Origin of the sequence: Xanthomonas sp. WHRI 7064, from assembly GCF_040202355.2 — a bacterium.
In the GTDB taxonomy this organism is placed as follows: domain Bacteria; phylum Pseudomonadota; class Gammaproteobacteria; order Xanthomonadales; family Xanthomonadaceae; genus Xanthomonas; species Xanthomonas arboricola.
This window is the reverse complement of the sequence record NZ_CP167821.1, coordinates 379,135-400,232: the sequence shown is the minus strand read 5'-3', so window position 1 is coordinate 400,232 and position 21,098 is coordinate 379,135. Positions and strand designations below refer to the sequence as shown.

At 64.5% G+C, this 21,098-nt stretch carries 18 protein-coding genes and 1 pseudogene; 13 read left to right on the top strand and 6 right to left on the bottom strand.

Features of this window, described 5'->3' with window-relative positions; all coding sequences use genetic code 11:
• The first annotated feature begins 77 nt into the window (after positions 1-77).
• Genes ABQY74_RS01715 through ggt form a run of 3 tightly spaced genes read left to right on the top strand, consistent with a single transcriptional unit; the run spans position 78 to position 4,304 of the window.
• Positions 78-1,259: a nucleoside hydrolase gene (locus ABQY74_RS01715; protein WP_349793087.1), complete on the top strand. Its 1,182-nt coding sequence runs from the start codon at positions 78-80 to the stop codon at positions 1,257-1,259.
• Positions 1,260-1,263: 4 nt separating this feature from the next.
• Complete coding sequence (locus tag ABQY74_RS01710) at positions 1,264-2,724, top strand: AtzE family amidohydrolase (RefSeq protein ID WP_349793085.1); 1,461 nt, start codon at positions 1,264-1,266, stop codon at positions 2,722-2,724.
• Entirely contained in the window at positions 2,724-4,304 is a 1,581-nt protein-coding gene (ggt, locus tag ABQY74_RS01705) for a gamma-glutamyltransferase (RefSeq protein ID WP_349793083.1), read from the top strand. Before ABQY74_RS01710 ends, ggt begins: the two co-directional genes overlap by 1 nt.
• A 44-nt stretch (positions 4,305-4,348) precedes the next feature.
• Here ggt and ABQY74_RS01700 read toward each other — a convergent pair whose 3' ends face one another.
• A complete protein-coding gene (locus ABQY74_RS01700; protein WP_349793081.1) occupies positions 4,349-5,788 on the bottom strand; it encodes a P-loop NTPase fold protein in 1,440 nt (479 codons plus the stop codon).
• Positions 5,789-6,401: 613 nt separating this feature from the next.
• On the opposite strand from ABQY74_RS01700, the gene gvpU reads away from it, so the two are divergent.
• Positions 6,402-6,857, top strand: a complete 456-nt coding sequence (gene gvpU, locus ABQY74_RS01695) for a gas vesicle accessory protein GvpU (protein ID WP_016901435.1) — start codon at positions 6,402-6,404, stop codon at positions 6,855-6,857.
• A gap of 87 nt (positions 6,858-6,944) precedes the next feature.
• Here gvpU and ABQY74_RS01690 read toward each other — a convergent pair whose 3' ends face one another.
• The 3 genes from ABQY74_RS01690 to ABQY74_RS01680 all read right to left on the bottom strand — a co-directional run bounded on the left by ABQY74_RS01690 (position 6,945) and on the right by ABQY74_RS01680 (position 10,152).
• The gene (locus ABQY74_RS01690) at positions 6,945-8,084 is read right to left on the bottom strand and encodes a diguanylate cyclase (RefSeq protein ID WP_016901434.1); all 1,140 of its coding nucleotides are present in this window, start codon (positions 8,082-8,084) and stop codon (positions 6,945-6,947) included.
• Between the two features lie 80 nt (positions 8,085-8,164).
• Positions 8,165-8,827, bottom strand: a complete 663-nt coding sequence (locus ABQY74_RS01685) for an OmpW family protein (RefSeq protein WP_166772790.1) — start codon at positions 8,825-8,827, stop codon at positions 8,165-8,167.
• A 437-nt stretch (positions 8,828-9,264) separates the two neighbouring features.
• Entirely contained in the window at positions 9,265-10,152 is an 888-nt protein-coding gene (locus ABQY74_RS01680) for an alpha/beta fold hydrolase (RefSeq protein WP_212579576.1), read from the bottom strand.
• A gap of 392 nt (positions 10,153-10,544) precedes the next feature.
• On the opposite strand from ABQY74_RS01680, the pseudogene ABQY74_RS01675 reads away from it, so the two are divergent.
• Positions 10,545-11,444 (top strand): annotated as a pseudogene (locus ABQY74_RS01675) (LysR family transcriptional regulator).
• On the opposite strand, the gene ABQY74_RS01670 reads toward ABQY74_RS01675, so the two are convergent.
• Positions 11,433-12,632: an MFS transporter gene (locus ABQY74_RS01670; protein WP_016901430.1), complete on the bottom strand. Its 1,200-nt coding sequence runs from the start codon at positions 12,630-12,632 to the stop codon at positions 11,433-11,435. The pseudogene ABQY74_RS01675 and the gene ABQY74_RS01670 sit on opposite strands and share 12 nt — an antisense overlap.
• 316 nt (positions 12,633-12,948) lie before the next feature.
• Entirely contained in the window at positions 12,949-13,842 is an 894-nt protein-coding gene (locus ABQY74_RS01665) for a LysR family transcriptional regulator (RefSeq protein ID WP_024939822.1), read from the bottom strand.
• 435 nt (positions 13,843-14,277) lie between these two features.
• Here ABQY74_RS01665 and ABQY74_RS01660 point away from each other — a divergent pair, with 435 nt between their 5' ends.
• From ABQY74_RS01660 to ABQY74_RS01625, 8 genes are all read left to right on the top strand, one after another.
• Positions 14,278-15,549: an allantoate amidohydrolase gene (locus ABQY74_RS01660; protein WP_349793076.1), complete on the top strand. Its 1,272-nt coding sequence runs from the start codon at positions 14,278-14,280 to the stop codon at positions 15,547-15,549.
• Positions 15,539-16,795 carry an alanine--glyoxylate aminotransferase family protein gene (locus ABQY74_RS01655; protein ID WP_104554592.1) on the top strand — a complete coding sequence of 419 codons (1,257 nt, stop codon included), beginning with the start codon at positions 15,539-15,541 and terminating at the stop codon, positions 16,793-16,795. The genes ABQY74_RS01660 and ABQY74_RS01655 overlap by 11 nt, the downstream gene beginning before the upstream one ends.
• Positions 16,792-17,682: an allantoinase PuuE gene (puuE, locus tag ABQY74_RS01650; protein WP_104554593.1), complete on the top strand. Its 891-nt coding sequence runs from the start codon at positions 16,792-16,794 to the stop codon at positions 17,680-17,682. The genes ABQY74_RS01655 and puuE overlap by 4 nt, the downstream gene beginning before the upstream one ends.
• Entirely contained in the window at positions 17,679-18,074 is a 396-nt protein-coding gene (hpxZ, locus tag ABQY74_RS01645; protein ID WP_104554594.1) for an oxalurate catabolism protein HpxZ, read from the top strand. Before puuE ends, hpxZ begins: the two co-directional genes overlap by 4 nt.
• Positions 18,071-18,562 carry a 2-oxo-4-hydroxy-4-carboxy-5-ureidoimidazoline decarboxylase gene (uraD, locus tag ABQY74_RS01640; protein WP_016901424.1) on the top strand — a complete coding sequence of 164 codons (492 nt, stop codon included), beginning with the start codon at positions 18,071-18,073 and terminating at the stop codon, positions 18,560-18,562. The genes hpxZ and uraD overlap by 4 nt, the downstream gene beginning before the upstream one ends.
• Positions 18,559-19,980: an FAD-dependent urate hydroxylase HpyO gene (hpyO, locus tag ABQY74_RS01635; RefSeq protein WP_065033119.1), complete on the top strand. Its 1,422-nt coding sequence runs from the start codon at positions 18,559-18,561 to the stop codon at positions 19,978-19,980. Before uraD ends, hpyO begins: the two co-directional genes overlap by 4 nt.
• A complete protein-coding gene (gene uraH / locus ABQY74_RS01630) occupies positions 19,950-20,309 on the top strand; it encodes a hydroxyisourate hydrolase (RefSeq protein ID WP_080716158.1) in 360 nt (119 codons plus the stop codon). The genes hpyO and uraH overlap by 31 nt, the downstream gene beginning before the upstream one ends.
• A gap of 104 nt (positions 20,310-20,413) precedes the next feature.
• Positions 20,414-20,887, top strand: a complete 474-nt coding sequence (locus ABQY74_RS01625; protein ID WP_104554596.1) for a DUF1456 family protein — start codon at positions 20,414-20,416, stop codon at positions 20,885-20,887.
• Positions 20,888-21,098: the final 211 nt, after the last annotated feature.

Genomic DNA, 21,098 nt, shown 5'->3' with positions numbered 1-21,098 from the left:
GCGCGCAGGCACGCTCCTACCAACGCCCTCGATCCATCGCCGCTGCAATGCATTCAACCTTCCACGACAAAAGCGCAATGACCGACCCGCACGCCACCACATCCAGACGCCGCGTCATTCTCGAAGACGACATCGACGGCTTCACACCCGCGCAGCTGCTGCTGTTGCAGTCGCCCAAGGTCGAGGTGCTGGGCATCAGCGCGGTCAGCGGCAACATCTGGCGCGACGAAGTGCTGGCGCATAGCTGCCGCCTGCTGGAATTGGCAGGTCACCCCGGCATCCCGGTGCTGCCCGGCCCGGTGCATCCGCTGCTCAACAGCGAACTGGCCACCGAGCGTTGGGAAGCGCTCTACGGCAAGCTGGTCTGGAAAGGTGCCTGGACCAGGCACTGGGTGGATGGCGACACCGTGCAAAGCGCGCCGCGTTATCACGCCCACGACGTGGTGCCCGACCTGCCATTGGGCAATCCCAGCGTGGTGCGCGCGTCCGACGAGCCGGCCGCGTTGTTCATGCTGCGCATGGTGCGCCAGTATCCGGGCGAGGTGAGCATCATTGCCACCGGCCCGTTGACCAATCTGGCGCTTGCGCAATCGCTGGATCCGGCCTTCGCCACGCTGGCACGTGAGCTGGTCTACATGGGCGGCAGCCTCAACCCACGCCAGCAACGCAACAGCATCAGCGCGCAGCAATTCGCACGCGAGTTCGTCAACTCGCCACGCCGCGAGTTCAATATCCGCTGGGATCCGGAAGCGGCCAGCATCGTCATGCGCGCCCCCTGGCGCAAGATCACCATGGTGCCGGTGGATCCATCGACCGCGACCGAACTCACGCCCGACCTGCTGGCGCGCATGAGCGCGGCCGATACCAGCATCGGCCATGCCTTGCGCCGCCGCGAACCGGGCTTTCCGATGTGGGACGAACTGGCCACCGCGGTGTGGCTGCGGCCCGAGCTGGCGACACGGACCGAGACGCTCTACGTCGACACCAACACCGCCTTCGATGCCGGCTACGGCGACATCCTGTCGTGGGCACCGGGGTACCAGCCGGGGCTGGGCGAGCAGGCGCAGACCGTGGTGCATGCGGTGGATATCGAAGCGTTCGAACAGCTGCTGGTAGACCACCTCACCGCGCCGCAACCACCAGCAGTCGGCTCGCCGCTCCCCCCTCTCCCATCGGGAGAAGATGCCCGAGGCGCGGATGAGGCTGCGGCATCCCAATCCCGACTCCCAACTAGCGAATCCCCGCTTCCAACCAGGTGACCCCATGCAACTCCCAGCGCAGTGGCAGGCCGGCATCGATCGCAATACCGAGGTCCTGCGTGGCCACGCGCAGCTGCTCGCCAGCTTCAACGCGCCGCGCCCCGCCGCGCCGGACACCACCACGCCGCGCGGGCTGATCGCCTCCATCGTCAGCACCACCCGCAGCCAGCCCACCTTGGCCGCACGCCTTGCCACGCAGACGCTCACGCGCATCAACCAGGCCAACGACAGCCTGCGCGCGATCACCCGCCTGCTGCCCGCACGCGCCGCCGCCGATGCCGCGCGCGTGCAGGCCGCGCTGGCCGGCGGCAGCGACGGCGGTGCCTTGGCAGGGGTGCCGTTCGTGGTCAAGGATCTGTTCGACGTCGCCGGCCAGGTCACCACCGCTGGCGCCGTCATGCGCGCGCAGTGCGCGCCCGCCAGCCGCGATGCGGCCGTGGTGCAACGGCTGAGCGACGCCGGCGCGGTGCTGGTCGGCACCGCCAACATGGACGAATTCGCCTACGGCTTCGCCACCGTCAACGCGCACTACGGCACCACCGCCAACCCGCACGATCACCGTCATCTGGCCGGTGGCTCGTCGGGCGGATCGGCCGCCGCGGTGGCCGCCGGGCTGGTGCCGTTCGCGCTGGGCTCGGACACCAACGGCTCCATCCGCGTCCCGGCCGCGCTATGCGGCGTATACGGCCTGCGCCCCACGCACGGCGCGTTGCCGCTGGATGGCGTGTTCGGCTTCGTCGATGCGCTGGATGTGATCGGCCCGTTCGCCAGCTCCATCGCCGACCTGCGCCGCGTCCATGAAGTCATGCTCGGTCAGCCGCTGGCGTCGTGCAATGCCGGCAGCCTGCGCATCGCCCGCCTGGGCGGCTGGTTTCAGCGCAACCTGGATCCCGAGCTGGATGCCGGCCTCGGCACGTTGCTGACCGCCTGCAACAGCAACAGCCTCATCGAATTACCCGAAGCAGAACGCGCCCGCGCCGCCGCCTTCGTGCTCACCGCTGCCGAGGGCGGCCACCGCCATCGCGCCGGCCTGAGCACGCAGGCCGAGCGGTTCGACCCGGCCACCCGCGACCGCCTGCTCGCCGGCCTGCAACTGCCCGCCAGCGCGGTGGCCGATGCGCACCGCTTCGCGCAGTGGTTTGGCGCCGCCATGCAGCGCCTCTGGGACGAGGTGGATGTGTTGATCGCCCCGGCCACACCCTGCGTGGCACCGCGCATCGACCAGGACACCATCCAGATCGACGGCCAGCCGGTGTCCGCACGCGCCAACCTGGGAATCTTCACCCAGCCGCTCGGCCTGGCCGCCTGCCCGGTGCTGGCCGCGCCGTTGCCGCGCCCCGGTCGCCTGCCGCTGGGCGTGCAGCTGATTGCCGCACCCGGCCGCGAAGACCGCCTGTTCGCGCTCGCCGCACAACTCGAACGCGACGGCCTGCTGGCCTTCAGCCCACCGGCGGAGACGCGCTGATGCTGCACACCTTGCGCGCACGCCGCGGCATGGTCGTGGCCCCGCACCATCTGGCCGCACAGGCCGGGCGCGATGTACTGCGCGACGGCGGCAATGCCATTGAAGCCGCCGTCGCCACCGCCGCCTGCCTGGCCGTGGTCTACCCGCACATGACCGGCATCGGTGGCGACGGCTTCTGGCTGATCCACGACCCCGATGGCCGCGTGCACGCCATCGACGCCTGCGGCCGTGCGGCACAGGCTGCAACACGGGAGTTCTATCGCGGCCACAGCAGCATTCCGTGGCGCGGCCCGGGCGCGGCCAATACCGTCGCCGGCACCGTCTCCGGTTGGGCGCTCGCGCTGCAACACTCAGGCGGCGGCCTGTCGCTGCAGCGCCTGTTGCAGGACGCCATCCACCACGCCAGCTCGGGCGTGCCGGTGACGCTGGGCGGTGCGCACATCGCCACCAGCAAGGGTGCCGAGCTGCGCGTGCAACCTGGTGCCTACGCCAAAATTTTCGAACCACGCGGCACGCCGCTGCACGAAGGCGCACTGCTGTATCAGACGCAGCTCGCACACACCCTGCAACGGCTGGCCGACCAGGGCCTGGACAGTTTCTATCGCGGCGCACTGGCCGACGACATCGCCGCCGACCTGCAGGCGCTCGGCAGCCCGCTACGCGCGCACGATCTCGCAAGCCACCACGCCGACGCCAGCGTACCGCTCTCGGTCGCCATCCACGGTGCACGCCTCTACAACCACGCACCGCCCACGCAAGGCCTGGCCTCGCTGCTAATCCTTGCCCTGTTCGATCGCCTGCAGGTCGCACAGCCCGACAGCTATGCGCACCTCCACGGCCTGATCGAAGCCAGCAAACAGGCCTTCCTGATCCGCGACGCACACCTCGGCGACCCCGACTGGATGACGCTGGATGCACAGGCGCTGCTCGATGACAGTGCCGCACTGGATGCGCTCGCCGCACGCATCGACATGCACAGCGCGCTGCCCTGGCCGCAGCCCTCGCAGGCCGGCGACACCGTCTGGTTTGGCGCCATAGACGCGCACGGCCGCGCGGTCAGCTGCATCCAGTCCACCTATTTCGAATTCGGCTCCGGCCTGGTGCTGCCGCGCACCGGCATCACCTGGCAAAACCGCGGCTGCAGTTTCCGCCTCGCCCCCGACGGCTGGAACGCACTCGCCCCGGGCCGCAAACCCTTCCACACCCTCAACCCGGCGCTGGCCACCTTCGACGACGGCCGCGTCATGGCCTACGGCACCATGGGCGGCGAAGGCCAACCACAAACCCAGGCCGCCATCTTCTCCCGCTACGCGCGTTTCGGCGTGCCGCTGCAACAGGCCATCACCGCACCACGCTGGCTGTTGGGACGCACCTGGGGCGAAGAGAGCACGTCACTCAAGCTGGAAGACCGCTTTGATCCGGCACTGGTGCAGGCACTGCGCGATGCCGGGCATGCGGTGGACCTGTTGCCCGCCTACACCTCGGTGATGGGACACGCAGGCGCGCTGGTGCGCGAGGTGGATGGCGTGATCAGCGGGGCAAGCGATCCGCGATCCGATGGTGCGGTGGCTGGGTGGTGAACCGCCGCGCCTTTCTCACCTACTTATAATCTCACTACCGTATTTCAATAATCAACATCATTTTCGAATAGGCTTGTGATGTAAATTATTCCATCAACATTTTTTCTGAAAGACGATACATCAAATTTTTCGAGCCTCATTCGCAGCCTTTCCACTACGTCATAACGCCCGATGGAATTACGATCGAAGAATCTTCCAATTGCTGAGTTGTAATTAGCCGAATCAGACGAGCTGGCATATAGATTTTTGAATTCAGATATATACATTCCGGTCGGCAGGTCATCAACACCATCGAAGTTAAGGCTCGAACTTGTAGGCTCCCCCAGATTAACATTACGACTCATTGTATTCAGACTATCGTATCTATTTCTGTCGAAATACTTCATTGCAGAAAGGAAAGCAACTATCGGCGGGAAGCAGTTCGCTCCAGCACCAGAAGTACGAATACTGGCACACATTGAGGCGAAAGATTGAGCTTGATCTCTAAGGGACATATTCGCCACCTGAGCGATATCCTCGAACGCCACGGCTGCTTCGAGCAAATTTACGCCTAGCCAGTTCAATTGAAAGCTATCGTAGTCACCATTGTTAATCCTATGCCGAACAGATGGCCATGAAGCCAGATCAGCGCCTTTAATTTTAAACTGATTCCGTAATACTGAATTGAATTGCTTAGCATTAGGCACCGGAAGTCTAAATTCAAAGTCAAAAAATCTACGTAAATACTCTTCACCGCTCGCTGTACCGCCATAGACCGATCTAACTGCCTCAGGAAGATTTTTTCCATCAGTAGCGATCACGAATATGAAGCCTTTAATTTCAAAGAGGTGCTTGACTCGCTCAAGCATACTTATTGCATAGCTTGGCTTGCATCGATCCAATTCATCGATGATGATCACTACTTTCCCGCCATCTATAAGTGACCTCCCACTACGTTCTAAAAGTTTATCTCTAACCCACGCGAGCCTATCTTCAAAAGATTTGTGAGCTTCTCGCTTCGCGTTCTCGGCCTCTAAATATTTAGAACCAATGTCAAAGAAAGAAGAAGCAATTGAACCAAGAGGCACGCCTCCCGCAGCAACGTTGACAATGGGCGCAGCAACAGATGCTAATGGTTTTATCAGTGTAGCTGCGTAACCAAACCATTCCTTACGTTTTTTCTCATCTCTTTCTTCAATACCGACAGAATTCAAAGCCTCGTTCATCGCTCCTATTAATGCAAAGACAGGATCATCGTGCAGATCATTCCGCCACGCATCGACGCGAACAACAGGTATTCTCTCTATCTCCAGTGCCGCACCAACTCTTTTCAAAAAAATTGATTTTCCGGAGCCCCAAGCTCCGTGTACTGATATGACATAAGGCTGATCAAGATTTTTTATCAGCTGAACAAGAGTCTTACCCGGAATTTTTCGTTCAAGCACATCCTCAGCCCAAGGCCCACTACTCAGATCAACATCAGAGGAAATTTTTGCAAGCTCCATTATCGGCTCCGATTGCTAGGACACCTCGTACTTTAACTGACACGGCGACTCATTTAATGTTGAGCTCGTTTTATTGGCAAAGAGGATTTTCAGAGCCAACTTTGCAGACCACTCCTACAGCCATACTGTCTAATCAACCACTCGCCTTCACTTAGTGCGCTTGAGGATCGAATTACGCCTCTCAGGACTGAGGTGATGACTGAAATAACTTTGATCTTTTGACTAATGCCATAGCCCCCCCTTACCACCTCTTGAGTTCAGCAGCGCGGCGTCGAGGTTGAAGAATGTATTTCTATCTTGCGATTAGTGCACTGTCGCGTGGCGCAACTGCACTGCGGCGGCAATGTGAGCAGCAACCAAATCTAGCAGCCGCGCGATCAAAGAGCTCGTGCAACAGCACAAGCTAGCGCTGAGGATCAAGACTCCAACCAGGGCAGGCCAACAAGGGAAACATGTCATAGACTCTGGGCATGCTCTCCAAGGCGACGATGGCGGACTCAACCACGCCGTTCACTGGACAGGACGTACCTGCTTTCTTGGGCATGCATGGCGATCGGTAGTTCGCCGCGCTTATTTCGACAGACGCATCAACCCTTCCACCAAGGAGAGCCACATGACAGAGCAAGAAGACAACCAACCCAGCCTGGAAGACGTCAAGCTGGCGTTCGACGGCCAGAGCCTGGATTGGTATCTGCAGAAGCTGGTCGCAACCGTCAACAGCTCGAACGTGCAGTTCGGCATCACGCTGTTTGTCGAGGGCATCATCGTGTCCGGCCAGCTGGTCAGCGGCAAGCAGTACTTCGAGGCGTTTGCGCAGGAATTCTCTGCCGCCTACCCCGGCGATGCCGAGGAAAAAGAGGATATCCGTCGTGCGTTTGCCAGCCACGCCAGCATCTACGACACCGAGGAAGATGCGCAAAGCAGCCGCCCGCCGCAGTTCATTCACCTGATCGACTCGCGTTGCTTCTCGCCCGGCGGCCAGCCCCTGCCCAGCAACCGTGGCGTGCTCTGGCGCGGCAAGGTCAATGCCGTGTCCGGCTTCACCCTTGGCTTGCTTTCATCGGAGTAACAAGCCGGTACCGGCCGATGCGCTGTGAGGTGCTCTCATCTCACAGCATGCATCAGGTGCCAATCCCCCCATCGAGTGCGAGACGTGTCAAAACCGGCAGACCCGGTTGCGTCCCTCGTGCTTGGCGCGATAGAGCGCCTGGTCCGCACGCAGGATGACCGACTCGAAGCTCGGGTCGGCCGGCACCATTTCGGCCGCACCCAGGCTCAGGGTGACGGTGAGTTGCTGCTGATCGACATCGAATGGAACGCTCTCGATCAGCACGCGCAGGCGCTCGGCGAATAGTTCAGCTTCATCGATGCCGGTGTCGGGTAGAACGATCAAAAACTCTTCCCCGCCCCAGCGCACCGCCCTGTCGCGGTTGCGCAGGCTGCTCTTGAGCCGCTCTGCCAGTGCAATCAGCACGGTGTCGCCGGCATCGTGCCCCAGCGTGTCGTTGATGTCCTTGAAATGGTCGATATCACCGATCACCACGCTGCATGACGCACCCTGGGACAACCGCAGGTGCAGTTGTTCCAACAGCTGACGGCCGCCGCGCCGGTTGGACAGATCGGTCAGCGGATCGCTCTCGGCCAGGCGCTGGAAACCGAGGTTGGCGCGCTCACCCGCCATGGCGATGTAACCAAAATAGACCAGGATGCTGCTGACTTGATCAAAGATCATCGGCACCTGCCCGCTGTGGCTGACGTCGGCCGGAATCAGGCCGAAGGGGATCAGCAACGCCGGCAAGAGCAGCACGAGGAAGTAGCAGGCGAACCCAAACCCGACCACGTACTGAGAGATCAATCGGCGGTCAGGCGCGTTGACGATCTCAACCAGCACCATGCCCGCCGAGAAGGCAGCACTGAGGAAGATGATAGGCAGCGCAAACCGGTTGGGGACACCCACGGCAAGGGCAACGACGTAGGCTATCGCCGGCACCGAGGTCAGTAGGATAAGCAGGAGCACAGGCAGTGCTCGCCCGTAAAACAGGCGCACGCCGCTCCAGGACCCGACCAGACTCAAAAGGAACAGTGTGTAGATGATCAACGCCGGCAAGGGCGGGAGCACCACGCTGGCGTGATAGTTGATAATGATCAGCGAGGCCAGGGTGGAAGCCAGCAACGCCGCAGTCCAATGGTGCAAATAACGTGCTCTGGGCTGGCCCAGCAAGGTGACAAGGAAGATCACCAGAAAGGCGGCACGGCCCAGCGCGCTGCTGAAATAGAGGGTTTTGATGTCGAGCATGAACGATCGCCTTACTCTTCGAAACGCGGGTGACACGCCAGGCGCAATACTCGCTTCAGTGTCCGAACCCAGTTCATGCGTCAAAACCGGTATCCGATTCCGGCCCCGACCACCAAGGTGTCGAGTTTGACGGTGGCGTTGAAACCGTGCCCGCGGAATTGATAAGTGGGGCTGAGCAGGTAGCGCACACTGCCACTGAGAAACCAGCGATCAGTCACGCGGTAATCCACCCCCAGACTGGCGATGCCGCTGGTGATGTCTGAAACCTTGAAATCCGGGATGCCTGCTGCGGGTTCGACATCGCCTGACCAAGCGTAGTTGAGGCCCAACCCCAGATAGGGCTTGAGCTTGGCAGACGGGCGCAAGTGATACTGGAGCACCAGCGAGACGGCTCTCGTATGGATGCGGCCTACGTCGAAATCGCCGATAAGCGACTGCCTCACCCGGTAGACGCGGACGAACGGCCCGCCTTGTCCTTCCACTGCCCAGTGGTCGGTTATGAAATAGCTCAGGTCTGCACCTGGAACGAGCTTGTCGGGCGTATTGACCTTGCCGCCGATGGAGGGGATCGTCGAGTCGATGTGCGCCACCGTGACATCGAGCGCCATCACCCGAACCAGCACATCGCCGCGCGCAGGCGCTGCCGCAGCTTGCTCCCCGGCGGCAAGACTTGGCGACATCGACAGCACCACCGCGCCAAGTAAGAAGCCGAGCCGAGAGATTCGCACCCATGGTCGCATCATGACCATCGACTGACTTCATTCTGCAAGGGTCGGGATGCCCCATTGATACAGCGGCAAGCGTCGCTAAAACTTTAGTAATGAACGATGAAACAACGCTGCACCCTATGCGCAGGCCCGATCGGTGCGGGAGACCTACAGCTGCAGCAGGCTTGCCCATGCGCACACACAACCGACCGATCACCCTGCTTGCGCCGGCCACGCGCGCCTGTCATTCACCCCGGATATCGAGCGGCGGTGGGGTCGAGTGAGAGGCGCGAAAGCAACCTCGACTGGCATCAAGCCACTTCAGCTGTGACGTCGGTGATCACTCCGGGTGACAGGACACATGCCGAGCGCGCGACAAGGCAACTGCCGAGTCGGCCAGCTGCACCATCGGTGAGGACAGGTCTGAGCGTTGGCGGCGTCACACGCTGCAGCTCCCGGCGCGTGCCATGCGATTACGAAGACATGCCAAGCGCGCGTCCCAGAAAATCGCGGATGTACTGTGCAATCTCGACCGCATGCGTTTCCAGCGCGAAGTGTCCGGCATCCAGCAGATGCACTTCGGCGTTCGGCAGGTCCTTGCGATAGGCCTGCGCACCCGGCGGGATAAAGGCGGGATCGTGCCTGCCCCACACCGCCAGCAGTGGCGGCTGATGGGTGCGGAAATACGCGTGGAAGCTCGGATAGGCTGCCACATTGCTGCGGTAGTCGAGAATCAGATCCAGCTGGATCTCTTCGGCATCCGGGCGGGCCATGTATGCGATGTCCAGGGTGTAGCCATCGGGCGACAGCCTGCTGGGGTCGGCACCAGTAGCGTACTGCCAGTCGCGAATGGTCTGCGGCGACAGCGAGTCACGGCAGGCGTCGCGGTTGGCTGCAGTTGGCTCACGCCAGTACGCCTGCCACGGACCCCACTGGTCGCTGAAACCCTCCAGATAAGCGTTGCCGTTTTGGCTGATGATGGCGCTCACCTTGTGCGGGTTTGCCGCAGCCAGGCGAAAACCCACCGGCGCGCCGTAATCGAATACGTACACGCTGTAGCTGGCCAGTCCCAATGCCTCGGTGAAGCCTTCGATGACTTTATAAAGATTATCGAACGTGTAATCGAACTGCCCGCGCGGTGGCGCCTTGGTGTTGCCGAAGCCGGGCAGATCAGGCGCGATCAGGCGGTACTGGCTTGCCAGCAGCGGCATCAGATCGCGGAACATATGGCTGGCACTGGGGAAGCCGTGCAGCAGCAACAGCACCGGCGCATCCTTGCGCCCGGCCTGGCGATAGAACACCTCGATATCGCCGACCTGTTGCGTGTGGAAGCTGACGCGGAATGCTTCATCGTTCGGCATGGTGTCCTCTTTGAGTGCAATCGTGGTGCTGGAAAGGTCGGCAGCGTCGAGCGCACCGGCACCCAGTGCGAATGCGGTGCCTATGCACGACGCCCGCAGCAGGTTGCGGCGGCCGATATCTGTGCTGGCGTGAGCGATGTTGTCCGCGATGGGCACATCGGAATGCTCCATGGAAATCCCGGATCGATGAAGTGACGGCCATGCTAGGTGCGCAGGCAAATGCGGAGAACCACCAGGGAGGTCAATTCACCATTGCCGTTGCTGCAATGCTGCGCGCAGCTTCGCAACCGCGTGCGATCGCCAGGCCGTGGTGTGTCGCACAAGGTGCATCGGCAGGCTGTTAGGCTGCTGCCACATCCATCACTGAGACGCACGTGGACCGCATTCAGGAAATGACGCTGTTTGCCGCATTGGCAGGGCAGGCAAACTTTGCCGGCGTTGCGCGGCGTCTTGGCATTTCCACCGCAACGGTCACCCGCACCGTCGCGCAGCTGGAAAGCCGCCTGGGCGTGCTGCTGGTCATGCGCAGCACGCGCAAGATGCGGCTTACCGTGGCCGGGCAGCAGTACGCCATCGACTGCCGGCGCCTGCTTGCCGATTTGGAGGATGTCGAAAACAGGGCGGCCGGCTTGCACGCACTTCCCAGCGGCTTGCTGACGGTGACGGCGCCGCAGATGTTCGGCGCATTGCATGTCACCCCGGTGGTGACGCGCTTTCTCAGCGAATATCCGTCGATGACCGCGCGCGCCATCCTGGTCGACCGCGTGCTGCCGCTACTGGACGAGGGCATCGATGTCGCCGTGCGCATTGGCGCGCTGCCGGACTCATCGCTGACCGCGATCCCGGTCGGCAGCGTGCGTCGCATGGTCTGCGCCTCGCCCGGCTACCTGGCAGCACACGGCACGCCGCAACAGCCGGACGATCTGCCGCAGCACGCCACCATCTCTACCGCACCGTCCGAGCGCCCACCCAAGTGGCCGTTCCGCATCGATGGGCGCGAGCATCTGGTCGATGTCGCCTCGCGGCTGAGCGTGACCTCGTTCAATGCCGCCATCACCGCCGCAGTACAGGGTTGGGGACTGACGCAGGTACCGGCTTACCAGATCCGCGAACACCTTCCGAGCGGCAAGCTCACCTGCATCCTCGACACGTTCGAAATCGCACCGGAGCCGGTGCACGTGGTCTAAGTGGAAGGCCGTCGCAGCTCATCCAAGGTGCGCACGTTTGTCGACTACTGCGTGGATGCCCTGCGCCAGGATCTGGATTTTCATCACCATCCCTCACGGCTGTAAACGATCACCACGCCCTGCAACCAGTGACGCCGCCAGCAGCAACACGCTGGCACCGACAAAGGTGGCGCCGATCGACACATGATCCAGCAGCACGCCGCCTGCGGCACCACCCAGCATGATGGAGAGCTGGATTGCGGCAACCATCAGGCCGCCGCCGCTTTCCGGTGCGTCCTTGACGCAGCGGCTCAACCAGGTGGACCAGGCCACCGGCATCGCCGAGTTGAGCGTGCCCCAGGCAATCATCGCCACGGCCACGGCCCACACCAGGTGACCGGCCAGCAGCATGCTGATGGTCGCCACACCCAGCGCGACCGGCAGCACGCTGAGCAGGGTGAACAAGCGCTTCGGCACCAACGCGGTGGCGGCATAGGTACCGACGAATCCGGCCAGGCCCAGGCCGAGCAGCAGCAATGACAGTTGCGACACATCGACCTGCGCAACGGTTTCCAGAAACGGGCGGAAGTAGGTGAACGCAGAAAACGCACCGGCAAATCCGAGCATCACCGCGAGCATGGCGCGCGCAACATAGCGACGCTTCAACAAGGTGACGATGCCACCCAGCGAAGTTGTGCCTTGCGCGGGCATCGATGGCAGGCTGCGCCATTGCCAGAGGATGGTCAGCGCCACCAACGGCAACATGCCCCAGAACACCCCGCGCCAGCCGATGGTGGCGCCCAGATAGCTGCCCAATGGCGCGGCGAATGCAGCAGCGACCGCGTTACCGATAAATATGATGCCCAAGGCCTTGGGCACCGCATGCTCGGGCATGATGCGCATCACCGTGGCAGTGGACAATGCCCAGAAGCCGCCGATGGTGATGCCGAGCAGCGCACGCGCCACCATCAACATGCCGAAGCTGTGCGCATTGGCGATCAACAGCAGCGACAACAGCATCACCCCGGTCAGGGCAATCAACACATGGCGCCGGTTGAAGCGCGACGACAGCGGTGCGATCAGCAGGCTGGCGACCACCGCGAACAGGCCGGAGATCGAGATCGCCTGGCCGGCCATGCCGGCACTGGCGTGCAGATCGGCGGCGATCGGCGTGAGCAGGCTGACCGGCATGAACTCGGAGGCGATCAGCAGCGCAACGCAGAGCGACATCGAGCCGACCGCGCTCCAGGTCTGGCGGGTTGCGACGGCTGCGGCGCGCGAGGATGGATCGGTAGCGAGCGAACTGGCTTGCATGTGGGGTCCTAGTGCGAAGTGGAATGCGAGACGAACGCCACGCCGCAAGCGCGCTGACGCCGCGCTCGATAGCGAACCTGGTGTTCGGAAGGGATGCGCTGCAGGCAGCGATGCACTGCATCGACCTGCCACCGCAGCGACGCACGACGGGCGCAATGCAGCGACGGATGCTGCGGCTCGGGCGTGCGCGTGTCTGGATGTGCTGCAGCTTACGCAGGCAGTGGGCAGCGATAAAGATGGTGGATCCGCACGGGCTTATGAAGCCCGCTCATCAACCACTTGCCTGCGTCGAGCGCCTCTGCCTGGCGTGGATCCCTCAGCCCTTGTAGCGCAGCGCGTCCACGACGAGGTTGAAGGCGGACGAGGAATGGCGGCGGCTGGGATAGAACGCGTGCAAGCCCGGCCAGGTCGGCGACCAGTCCTTCATCACCCAGCGCAGCCGTCCGGCCTTGATATGCGGGCGCGCCAGATCCTCCTGCACGAACGCGATGCCGAAGCCGTCCACCGCCGCGTCCAGTGCTTCATAGGTGCCGTTGAAGGTCAGCTGGCCATCCACGCGCACGATGACTTCGCGCCCGTCCTTTTCCAGCTCCCAGGCGTAGATGCCACCGGCGGTTTTCATGCGCAGGTTGATGCAGCTGTGCGCGGTGAGGTCCTGCGGCGTCTTGGGGATGGGCCGACGCGCGAAATAGGACGGCGCGGCGACGATGGCCATGCGCATGTCCGGTGCGATGCGCGCGGCGATCATGTCCTTTTCGACCTGGTCGCCCAGCCGCACGCCCAGGTCGTAACGGTCGGCGACGATGTCGGTCAGGCCGTTGTCGACCACGATCTCGACCTTGATCTCGGGGTAGTCGCGCAGCAGCCTGGACAGCTTGGGCCACAGGATCGCGCGCGCAGCGTAGTCGGTGGCGGTGATGCGCACGGTGCCTGCAGGTGTGTCGCGCATTTCGCCGAGCGCAGACAGCGCCTCCTCGATTTCGGCAAAGCGCGGCGCCACCGTCTGGATCAGCCGCTCGCCGGCTTCGGTGGGCGCCACGCTGCGCGTGGTGCGGGTCAGCAGGCGCAGACCCAGCGTCGCTTCCAGCCCGCGAATGGTGTGACTCAGCGCCGACTGCGAAACGCCCAGCTTGGCGGCGGCGCGGGTAAAGCTGCCCTCGCGAACGATGGCGATCAGCGCCAGCAGGTCCTTGAAGTTGTCGCGCGCCATTGGTGAATCTCTTTCATGGAATCCACATGACTGTAGCAGCCGATGAAAAAGGAATCCCAAAGCCCCGCTCCTGCGAGAGAGGGGTTGGGGTGAGGGTACGGCTGCTCAGCTACCTTGATGCTGCCGCACCCGCATCCGCTCTGCTGGAACCTGCTCCCGGCGGGAGAAGGAACAAAACGGGCCACAAGCTGCCCGTCGCATTTTTTGCAACGCCCAGCCCTAAAAAAACCGCTTTGGGGTGACGGGGCCGGTTCGTATAGTCGATTCGACGGCCGCCGCCGGCCGCGCAAGCACCTGATGCCATTGCTGCGAGGCGACCAACGTTGGCGATACCCGCCCCCCTTTCCACACCGCCTGCGGAGGCTCCATGCATCAGTCCCTGTCGCATCGCGGTCCTGGCAGCTGCGTTAAAACAACACTCCTGCACGGCACCCCGTGCTGAGCGCGCAACGCAGCTCACCCGTCCACAGCTCGGGCGCACGCGCGGTCGACCGCTGCGACGCATTGGGCCTGCCGCCCTACAGCGACACACCCGGCGGGCTGTTCCGCGCCTGGCTCAGCCCGGCGCATCGCGCCGCCGTCGCGCAAGTGGGCGAATGGATGCGCCAGGCCGGCATGCAGGTGCGTCTGGACGCAGCGGCCAACCTGATCGGGCGTTACGAAGGCGCGCATGCCGACGCACCGGCGCTGCTGATCGGCAGCCATCTGGACAGCGTGCGCGATGCCGGGCGCTATGACGGCCCACTCGGCATCCTGCTCGGCATCGAATGCGTCGCCGCGCTGCATGCCCAGGGCCGGCGCCTGCCGTTCGCGGTCGAGGTGATCGCTTTCGGCGACGAGGAAGGGTCGCGCTTTCCTGCCTCGATGTTCTGCAGCCGCGCAGTCGCCGGCACGCTCGACCCCGCCACGCTGGCGGTCACCGACGCGGCCGGCACCGACGTGGCCAGCGCGCTGGCCGACTGGGATCTGGACATCGCGCACATACAGCAAGCCGCACGCGCGCCCGGCAGCATGCTGGCCTATCTGGAAACCCATATCGAACAAGGCCCGGTGCTGGAAGCCGAAGGCCTGCCGGTCGGCATCGTCACCGCGATCGCCGCGCAGCGGCGCTTTGCCCTGCGCTTCGACGGCCGCGCCGGCCACGCCGGCACCACCACCATGGCCTTGCGTCGCGATGCATTGAGCGCCGCTGCCGAGGCCTTGCTGGCGATCGAAGGGATTGCACGCGCCGGCAGCGACGACCTGGTCGCCACGGTCGGCAAGCTGCAGGTCGCACCCGGTGCCACCAACGTGGTGCCCGGCCGGGTGGACTGCACGCTGGACGTGCGCGCTGGCGACGATGCAACGCGCGATGCGGCAGTGCTGGAGATCGAACGCGCACTGGCCCGTATCAGCAAAACCCGCAACATCGCCATCGCCATCGACCCGTTGCAGACGCTGGCCGCCAGCCCCTGCGCACCGGCACTGATGACCCGTCTGCAACACGCAGTCGCCGCACAAGGCATCGTGCCGCGCCAGTTGGTGTCCGGCGCCGGCCACGATGCGATGGTGATGGCCGCGCTCTGCCCCACCGCGATGCTGTTCGTGCGCTGCGCCGGCGGCATCAGCCATCATCCGGACGAACACGTGGCCCCGGCCGATGCCGAACTCGCACTGGCAGTCATGCGCCACTTCATCGAACACCTGGGAGATCCCCTTGTCACCTGATCTGCGTCACCTGCACACCTTCGGCGAGCTCGATCCCCCGCAACGGCTGTTGATGGGCCCGGGCCCGGTCAATGCGCATCCGCGCGTGCTGCGCGCGATGGCCGCCGATCTACTCGGCCAGTTCGATCCGGAAATGACCACCTACATGAACGAGGTGATGGCGCTGTACCGGCCGCTGTTCGGCACCGAGAATCGCTGGACGTTTCTGGTCGACGGCACCGCGCGCGCCGGCATCGAGGCGGCGCTGGTGTCGCTGGTCAGCCCGGGCGACCGCGTGCTGGTGATCAACTTCGGCCGCTTCGGCCTGCTGCTCACCGAGATCCTGGGCCGGCTCGGTGCCGACGTGCACACCGTGGATGCGCCCTGGGGCGAGGTGGTGCCGCTTGCTTCAATCGCCGAGGCGATCGAGCGCGTGGCACCCAAGTTGGTCGCTACCGTGCATGGCGACACCTCCACCACCATGGCCCAGCCGCTGGATGGCCTCGGCGCGCTGTGCCGCGCGGCCGGCGCGCTGAGTTACGTCGATGCCACTGCCACCATCGGCGGCATGCCCATCGCCAGCGACCGCTGGGACGTGGACGTGGTCACCGGCGGCCTGCAGAAATGCCTGGGCGGGCCGTCCGGCTCGGCGCCGATCACCGTCTCCGACGCGGCGGCCGAGGCGATCTTCGCGCGTCGCCATGTCGAGCGCGGCATCGTGCGCGAGGACATCGTCAACGGCAGCGGGCCGCGCATCGCCTCGAATTATTTCGATCTGGCGATGATCATGGATTACTGGTCGGACAAGCGCCTCAACCACCACACCGAAGCCACCACCATGTTGTACGGCGCGCGCGAATGCGCACGCGTGGCGCTGCAGGAAGGCCTGGACGCCCGCTTCGCCCGCCACGCCGCCGCCGGGCGTGCGGTGAGTGCCGGCATCCGCGCGCTGGGGCTGGAGGTGTTCGGCGACGATGCGCACCGCATGACCAACGTCACCGGCGTGGTGATTCCGCACGGCATCGACAGCGATGCGGTGCGCCGGCGCATGCGCGAGGATTTCGAGATCGAGATCGGCACCGCGTTCGGGCCGTTGCAGGGCAGGATCTGGCGCATTGGCGCGATGGGCTACAACGCGATGAAGCACAAGGTGCTGATCACCCTGGCCGCCCTGGAAGCGGTGCTGCGCGCCGAAGGCTACGCCTGCACACAAGGGCTGGCGGTGGAAGCCGCACTGGCGGCCTGGCACGCGGAGCCGCAGGCATGAACACAGCGCGCGACCTGGTCGGCTATGGCGCCACACCGCCTGCACCGCAGTGGCCCGGTGGCGCGCGCATCGCGGTGCAGTTCGTCATCAATTACGAAGAGGGCGCGGAAAACTGCGTGCTCAACGGCGATGCCGGCTCGGAAGCCTTCCTGTCGGAAATGGTCGGCACGCAAGCGCAGCCCGGTGCGCGTGCCATGGCGATGGAGAGCCTGTACGAATACGGCAGCCGTGCCGGCTTCTGGCGGCTGCATCGGTTGTTCACTGCGCGCAATGTGCCGGTGACCGTATTCGGCGTGGCGCAGGCATTGGCCTCCAATCCCGAAGCGGTCGCCGCGATGCAGGCCGCCGACTGGGAGATTGCCAGCCACGGCCTGCGCTGGATCGATTACCAGCATGTGGATGAAGCCACCGAGCGTGCGCATATCGCCGAAGCCATCGCCGTGCACACCCGCGCCACCGGCAGCCGCCCGCTAGGCTGGTACCAGGGCCGCACCAGCCCCAACACCGCGCGGCTGGTCGCCGAGGAAGGCGGCTTTGTCTACGACGCCGACAGCTATGCCGACGATGTGCCGTACTACGACCACCGGCATAGCCGTGCGCAGTTGATTGTGCCGTACACGCTGGACGCCAACGACATGAAATTCGTCGCCTACAACGGCTTTGCCGACGGCGAGCCGTTCTTCCGCTATCTGCGCGATGGCTTCGAGCAACTGCGCAGCGAAGGCGGGCGCATGCTGTCGGTCGGCCTGCATGGGCGCATCGTCGGCAAGCCGGCGCGCGCGGCGGCCCTGGCACGTTTCGTCGATCACGTGCTGGCCAGCGGCGATGCCTGGATTGCGCGCCGCATCGATATTGCGCGGCATTGGCTGCAGGTCCATCCGGCATGAGCATCGACACCGCCGACATCGATCTGCCCGAGGTGATCGCGCAAGTGACCGCCGCCTTCCATGCCTACGAACAGGCCCTGATGGACGACGACATCGCCGCAATGGATGCGCTGTTCCACCCGGCATCCAGCACGGTGCGCTACGGCGTGGGCGAAGTGCTGTACGGCATCGAGGCAATCCGCGCCTTCCGCATCGGCCGCGGCGGCTCGCCGCAACGCCGGCTTGTGCATGTGCAGGTGCATGGCTTCGGCCACGACTTCGCCACCACGCACGCAGAATTCATCCGCGAAGGCAGCAGCGCGCGCGGCCGCCAGAGCCAGAGCTGGGTGCGTTTTGCCGACGGCTGGAAAGTGGTGGCCGCGCATGTCTCGCTGCAGGGGACGCATGCATGAGCGTGATCGACGACAGCGTGCTCGACGATGCCGCCTTCGTGGCGCGCTACCGCGAGCTGTTCGAGCATTCGCCGTGGGTGGTCGAACGCGCTGCGCGGCGGCGCCCGTTCGCCGATGTGTACCGCGGGCTGATGCAGGTGGTGTTCGACGCGTCGCAGGAAGACCAGGTTGCGTTGATCCGCGCGCATCCGGAGCTGGCCGGCAAGGCGGCGATCGACCGCACCCTCACCGCCGCGTCGGCCGCCGAACAGGCCTCGGCCGGATTGGACCGGCTCAGCGAAGCCGAATTCAAGCGCTTCCACGCGCTCAATCAGGCCTATCGCCATCGCTTCGGATTTCCGTTCGTGATCTGCGTGCGGCTGCACGACAAGGCCGGCATCCTGGCTGCGCTGGAACGCCGGCTGGATGCCTCGCGCAGCGAAGAACTGTCCACCGCCCTCGCCGAGATCGGCAAGATCGTGCAACTGCGCCTGGAGGCACTGCCATGAGCCTGGCCCAACTCGAACGCGAGCTCCACCACGACCTGCAACGCCTGGCCCATGGCGGCGATGCCTGGGTGCAGCCGCGCGTGCATCCGGCAGGGCACGTGTATGACGTGGTCATCGTCGGCGCCGGCCAGAGTGGCCTGGGCGCGGCATTCGCGCTGCAGCGCGAGCGCGTGCACAACCTGCTGGTCATCGATGAGAACCCGGCCGGGCAGGAAGGCCCGTGGGTGACCTACGCGCGCATGCAGACCTTGCGCACGCCCAAGCAGATCACCTCGATCGACCTGGGCGTGCCGTCGCTGACCTTCCGCGCCTGGTGGGAAGCACAACACGGCGGCGCCGGCTGGGACGCGCTGGACAAGATTCCGCGCGGCAGCTGGATGGACTACCTGCGCTGGTACCGCGCGGTGCTGCGCCTGCCGGTGCGCAATGCCACGCGGCTGGCGCGGGTGGAACCGGACGTAGCGCCGGGCATCCATCGCCTGCATCTGGCGATGGGCGCGCCGCTGCTGACGCGCAAGCTGATCCTGGCCACCGGCATCCAGGGCGGCGGCCAGTGGATGGTGCCGGACTGGATCAGCCGCGCCCTGCCCGCACAGCGCTATGCGCATACCTCCGGCCACATCGACTTCGCCGCGCTGGCCGGCAAGCGCGTGGGCATCCTGGGCGGCGGCGCCTCCGCGTTCGACAACGCCTGTTTCGCGCTGGATCAAGGCGTCGCCAGTGCCGAGGTATTCGTGCGCCGCAGCGCATTGCCGCGCATCAATCCATTCCGCCACATGGAACAGGCCGGCATCATCCCGCGCTTTCTGACGCTGCCGGATGCGGATAAGTACCGGATGATGGCCAGCTTCTTCGCGCACAACCAGCCGCCGACCAACGACACCTTCCAGCGTGCCTGCGCGCATGCCGGCTTCGCACTGCACCTGGGCGCGCCATGGCTGGAGGTGGCCGAGCGCGATGGCGAGGTGGTGGTGCGCACGCCGCAGGGCGAGCACCGCTTCGATTTTCTGGCCGTTGCCACCGGCCTGGTCACCGACCCGCAACTACGCCCGGAACTGGCCGCGCTGTCCGGGCGCATCGCCTGCTGGGGCGACCGCTACCAGCCGCCGCCGGGCCAGGCCAATCCGGTGCTGGATGCGCATCCTTACCTGGGGCCGGGCTTCGAACTGCTGCCGCGCACGCCCGACGATGCCGCACTGCTGCACGGCTTGTTCGCCTTCAATTATTCGGCGCTGATCAACCACGGCCCGTCGGCGGCGGCGCTGTCCGGGCTCAAGGTCGCGCTGCCGCGGCTGGCCCGCGCGGTGGCCGACCAGCTGTTCCTGGACGACCGCCAGGCCATCGTCGACAGCTACCTGGCTTACGACCAGCCCGAGTTCGTCGGCCAATGGCCGCAACCGACCCAGGCGGTGGCATGAGCACGCTGTCCACCCACGTGCTGGATACGGCCACGGGCCGCCCCGCCGCAGGCATCGCCTTGCGCCTGTTCGCCGGCGCCACGTTGCATTTCGACGGGGTCACCAACCAGGACGGGCGCTGCCCCGAACTGGCCGCACTCACGCTGCAACCCGGCCGCTACCGGCTGGAATTCGAGGTGGCCGGCTATTGGCGTGCGGCCGGCACCGCACTGCCCGACCCGCCCTTCCTGGATCAGGTGCCGATCGCGTTCGGCATTGCCGACGACGGCCATTACCACGTGCCGCTGCTGCTCTCGCCCTACGGGTATTCCACCTATCGCGGCAGCTAAGCGGCCGCCGGTTCGGCAATGGATCGGCGGGGCACACGCCGCGTTCCGCGTCGGCCCCGTAGAATGGCGCCTTTCCGGCGACAGGCCGGGGCCCCGGAATTGTCATGATCCACAACGATGTACTGCGCAGCATCCGCTACATGCTCGACTTCAGCGACGACAAGGTGGTGGAGATCACCCACCTGGCCGACCCGGAGTTCGCGCTCGACAAGCCGCAGGTACAGGCCTGGCTGAAGAAGGAAGACGAGCCCGGTTTCGAGCCCTGCACCGACGCAATGCTGGCGCGCTTCCTCGATGGCCTGGTGCTGCGTTTCCGCGGCCGCGACGAGAGCCAGCCAGTGCGCCCGCTGGAAACCCGCGTCGGCAACAACCTGGTGCTGAAGAAACTGCGCGTGGCCTTCGAGCTGAAAGACGTGGACATGCACGCCATCTTCGCCAGCGCCGGCTTCCCGCTGTCCAAGCCGGAACTGTCCGCGCTGTTCCGCCAGCCCGGCCACAAGAATTTTCGCCCCTGCGGCGACCAGTTGCTGCGCGCCTTCCTCAAGGGCCTGACCGCGCGGATGCGCGAAGCGGGTTGATGACCGGATACTGAGGTCGGACTGGTTTGGCCTGGCTTGGTCGTCCGACGACGCTGCGACTTGAATTCGCAGGTTTTTAGCGCAGTTTTCGTGTGTCTCGAAGTGACTGGATGGTGCGGATAAAGCGATCGTGGAGTGGTGGATCTGGAGCGGTCGATCTGCGGCTTGGTTGCAGGGTCCTTGCCCGCCCACCATCGCAGGACACGCCGCA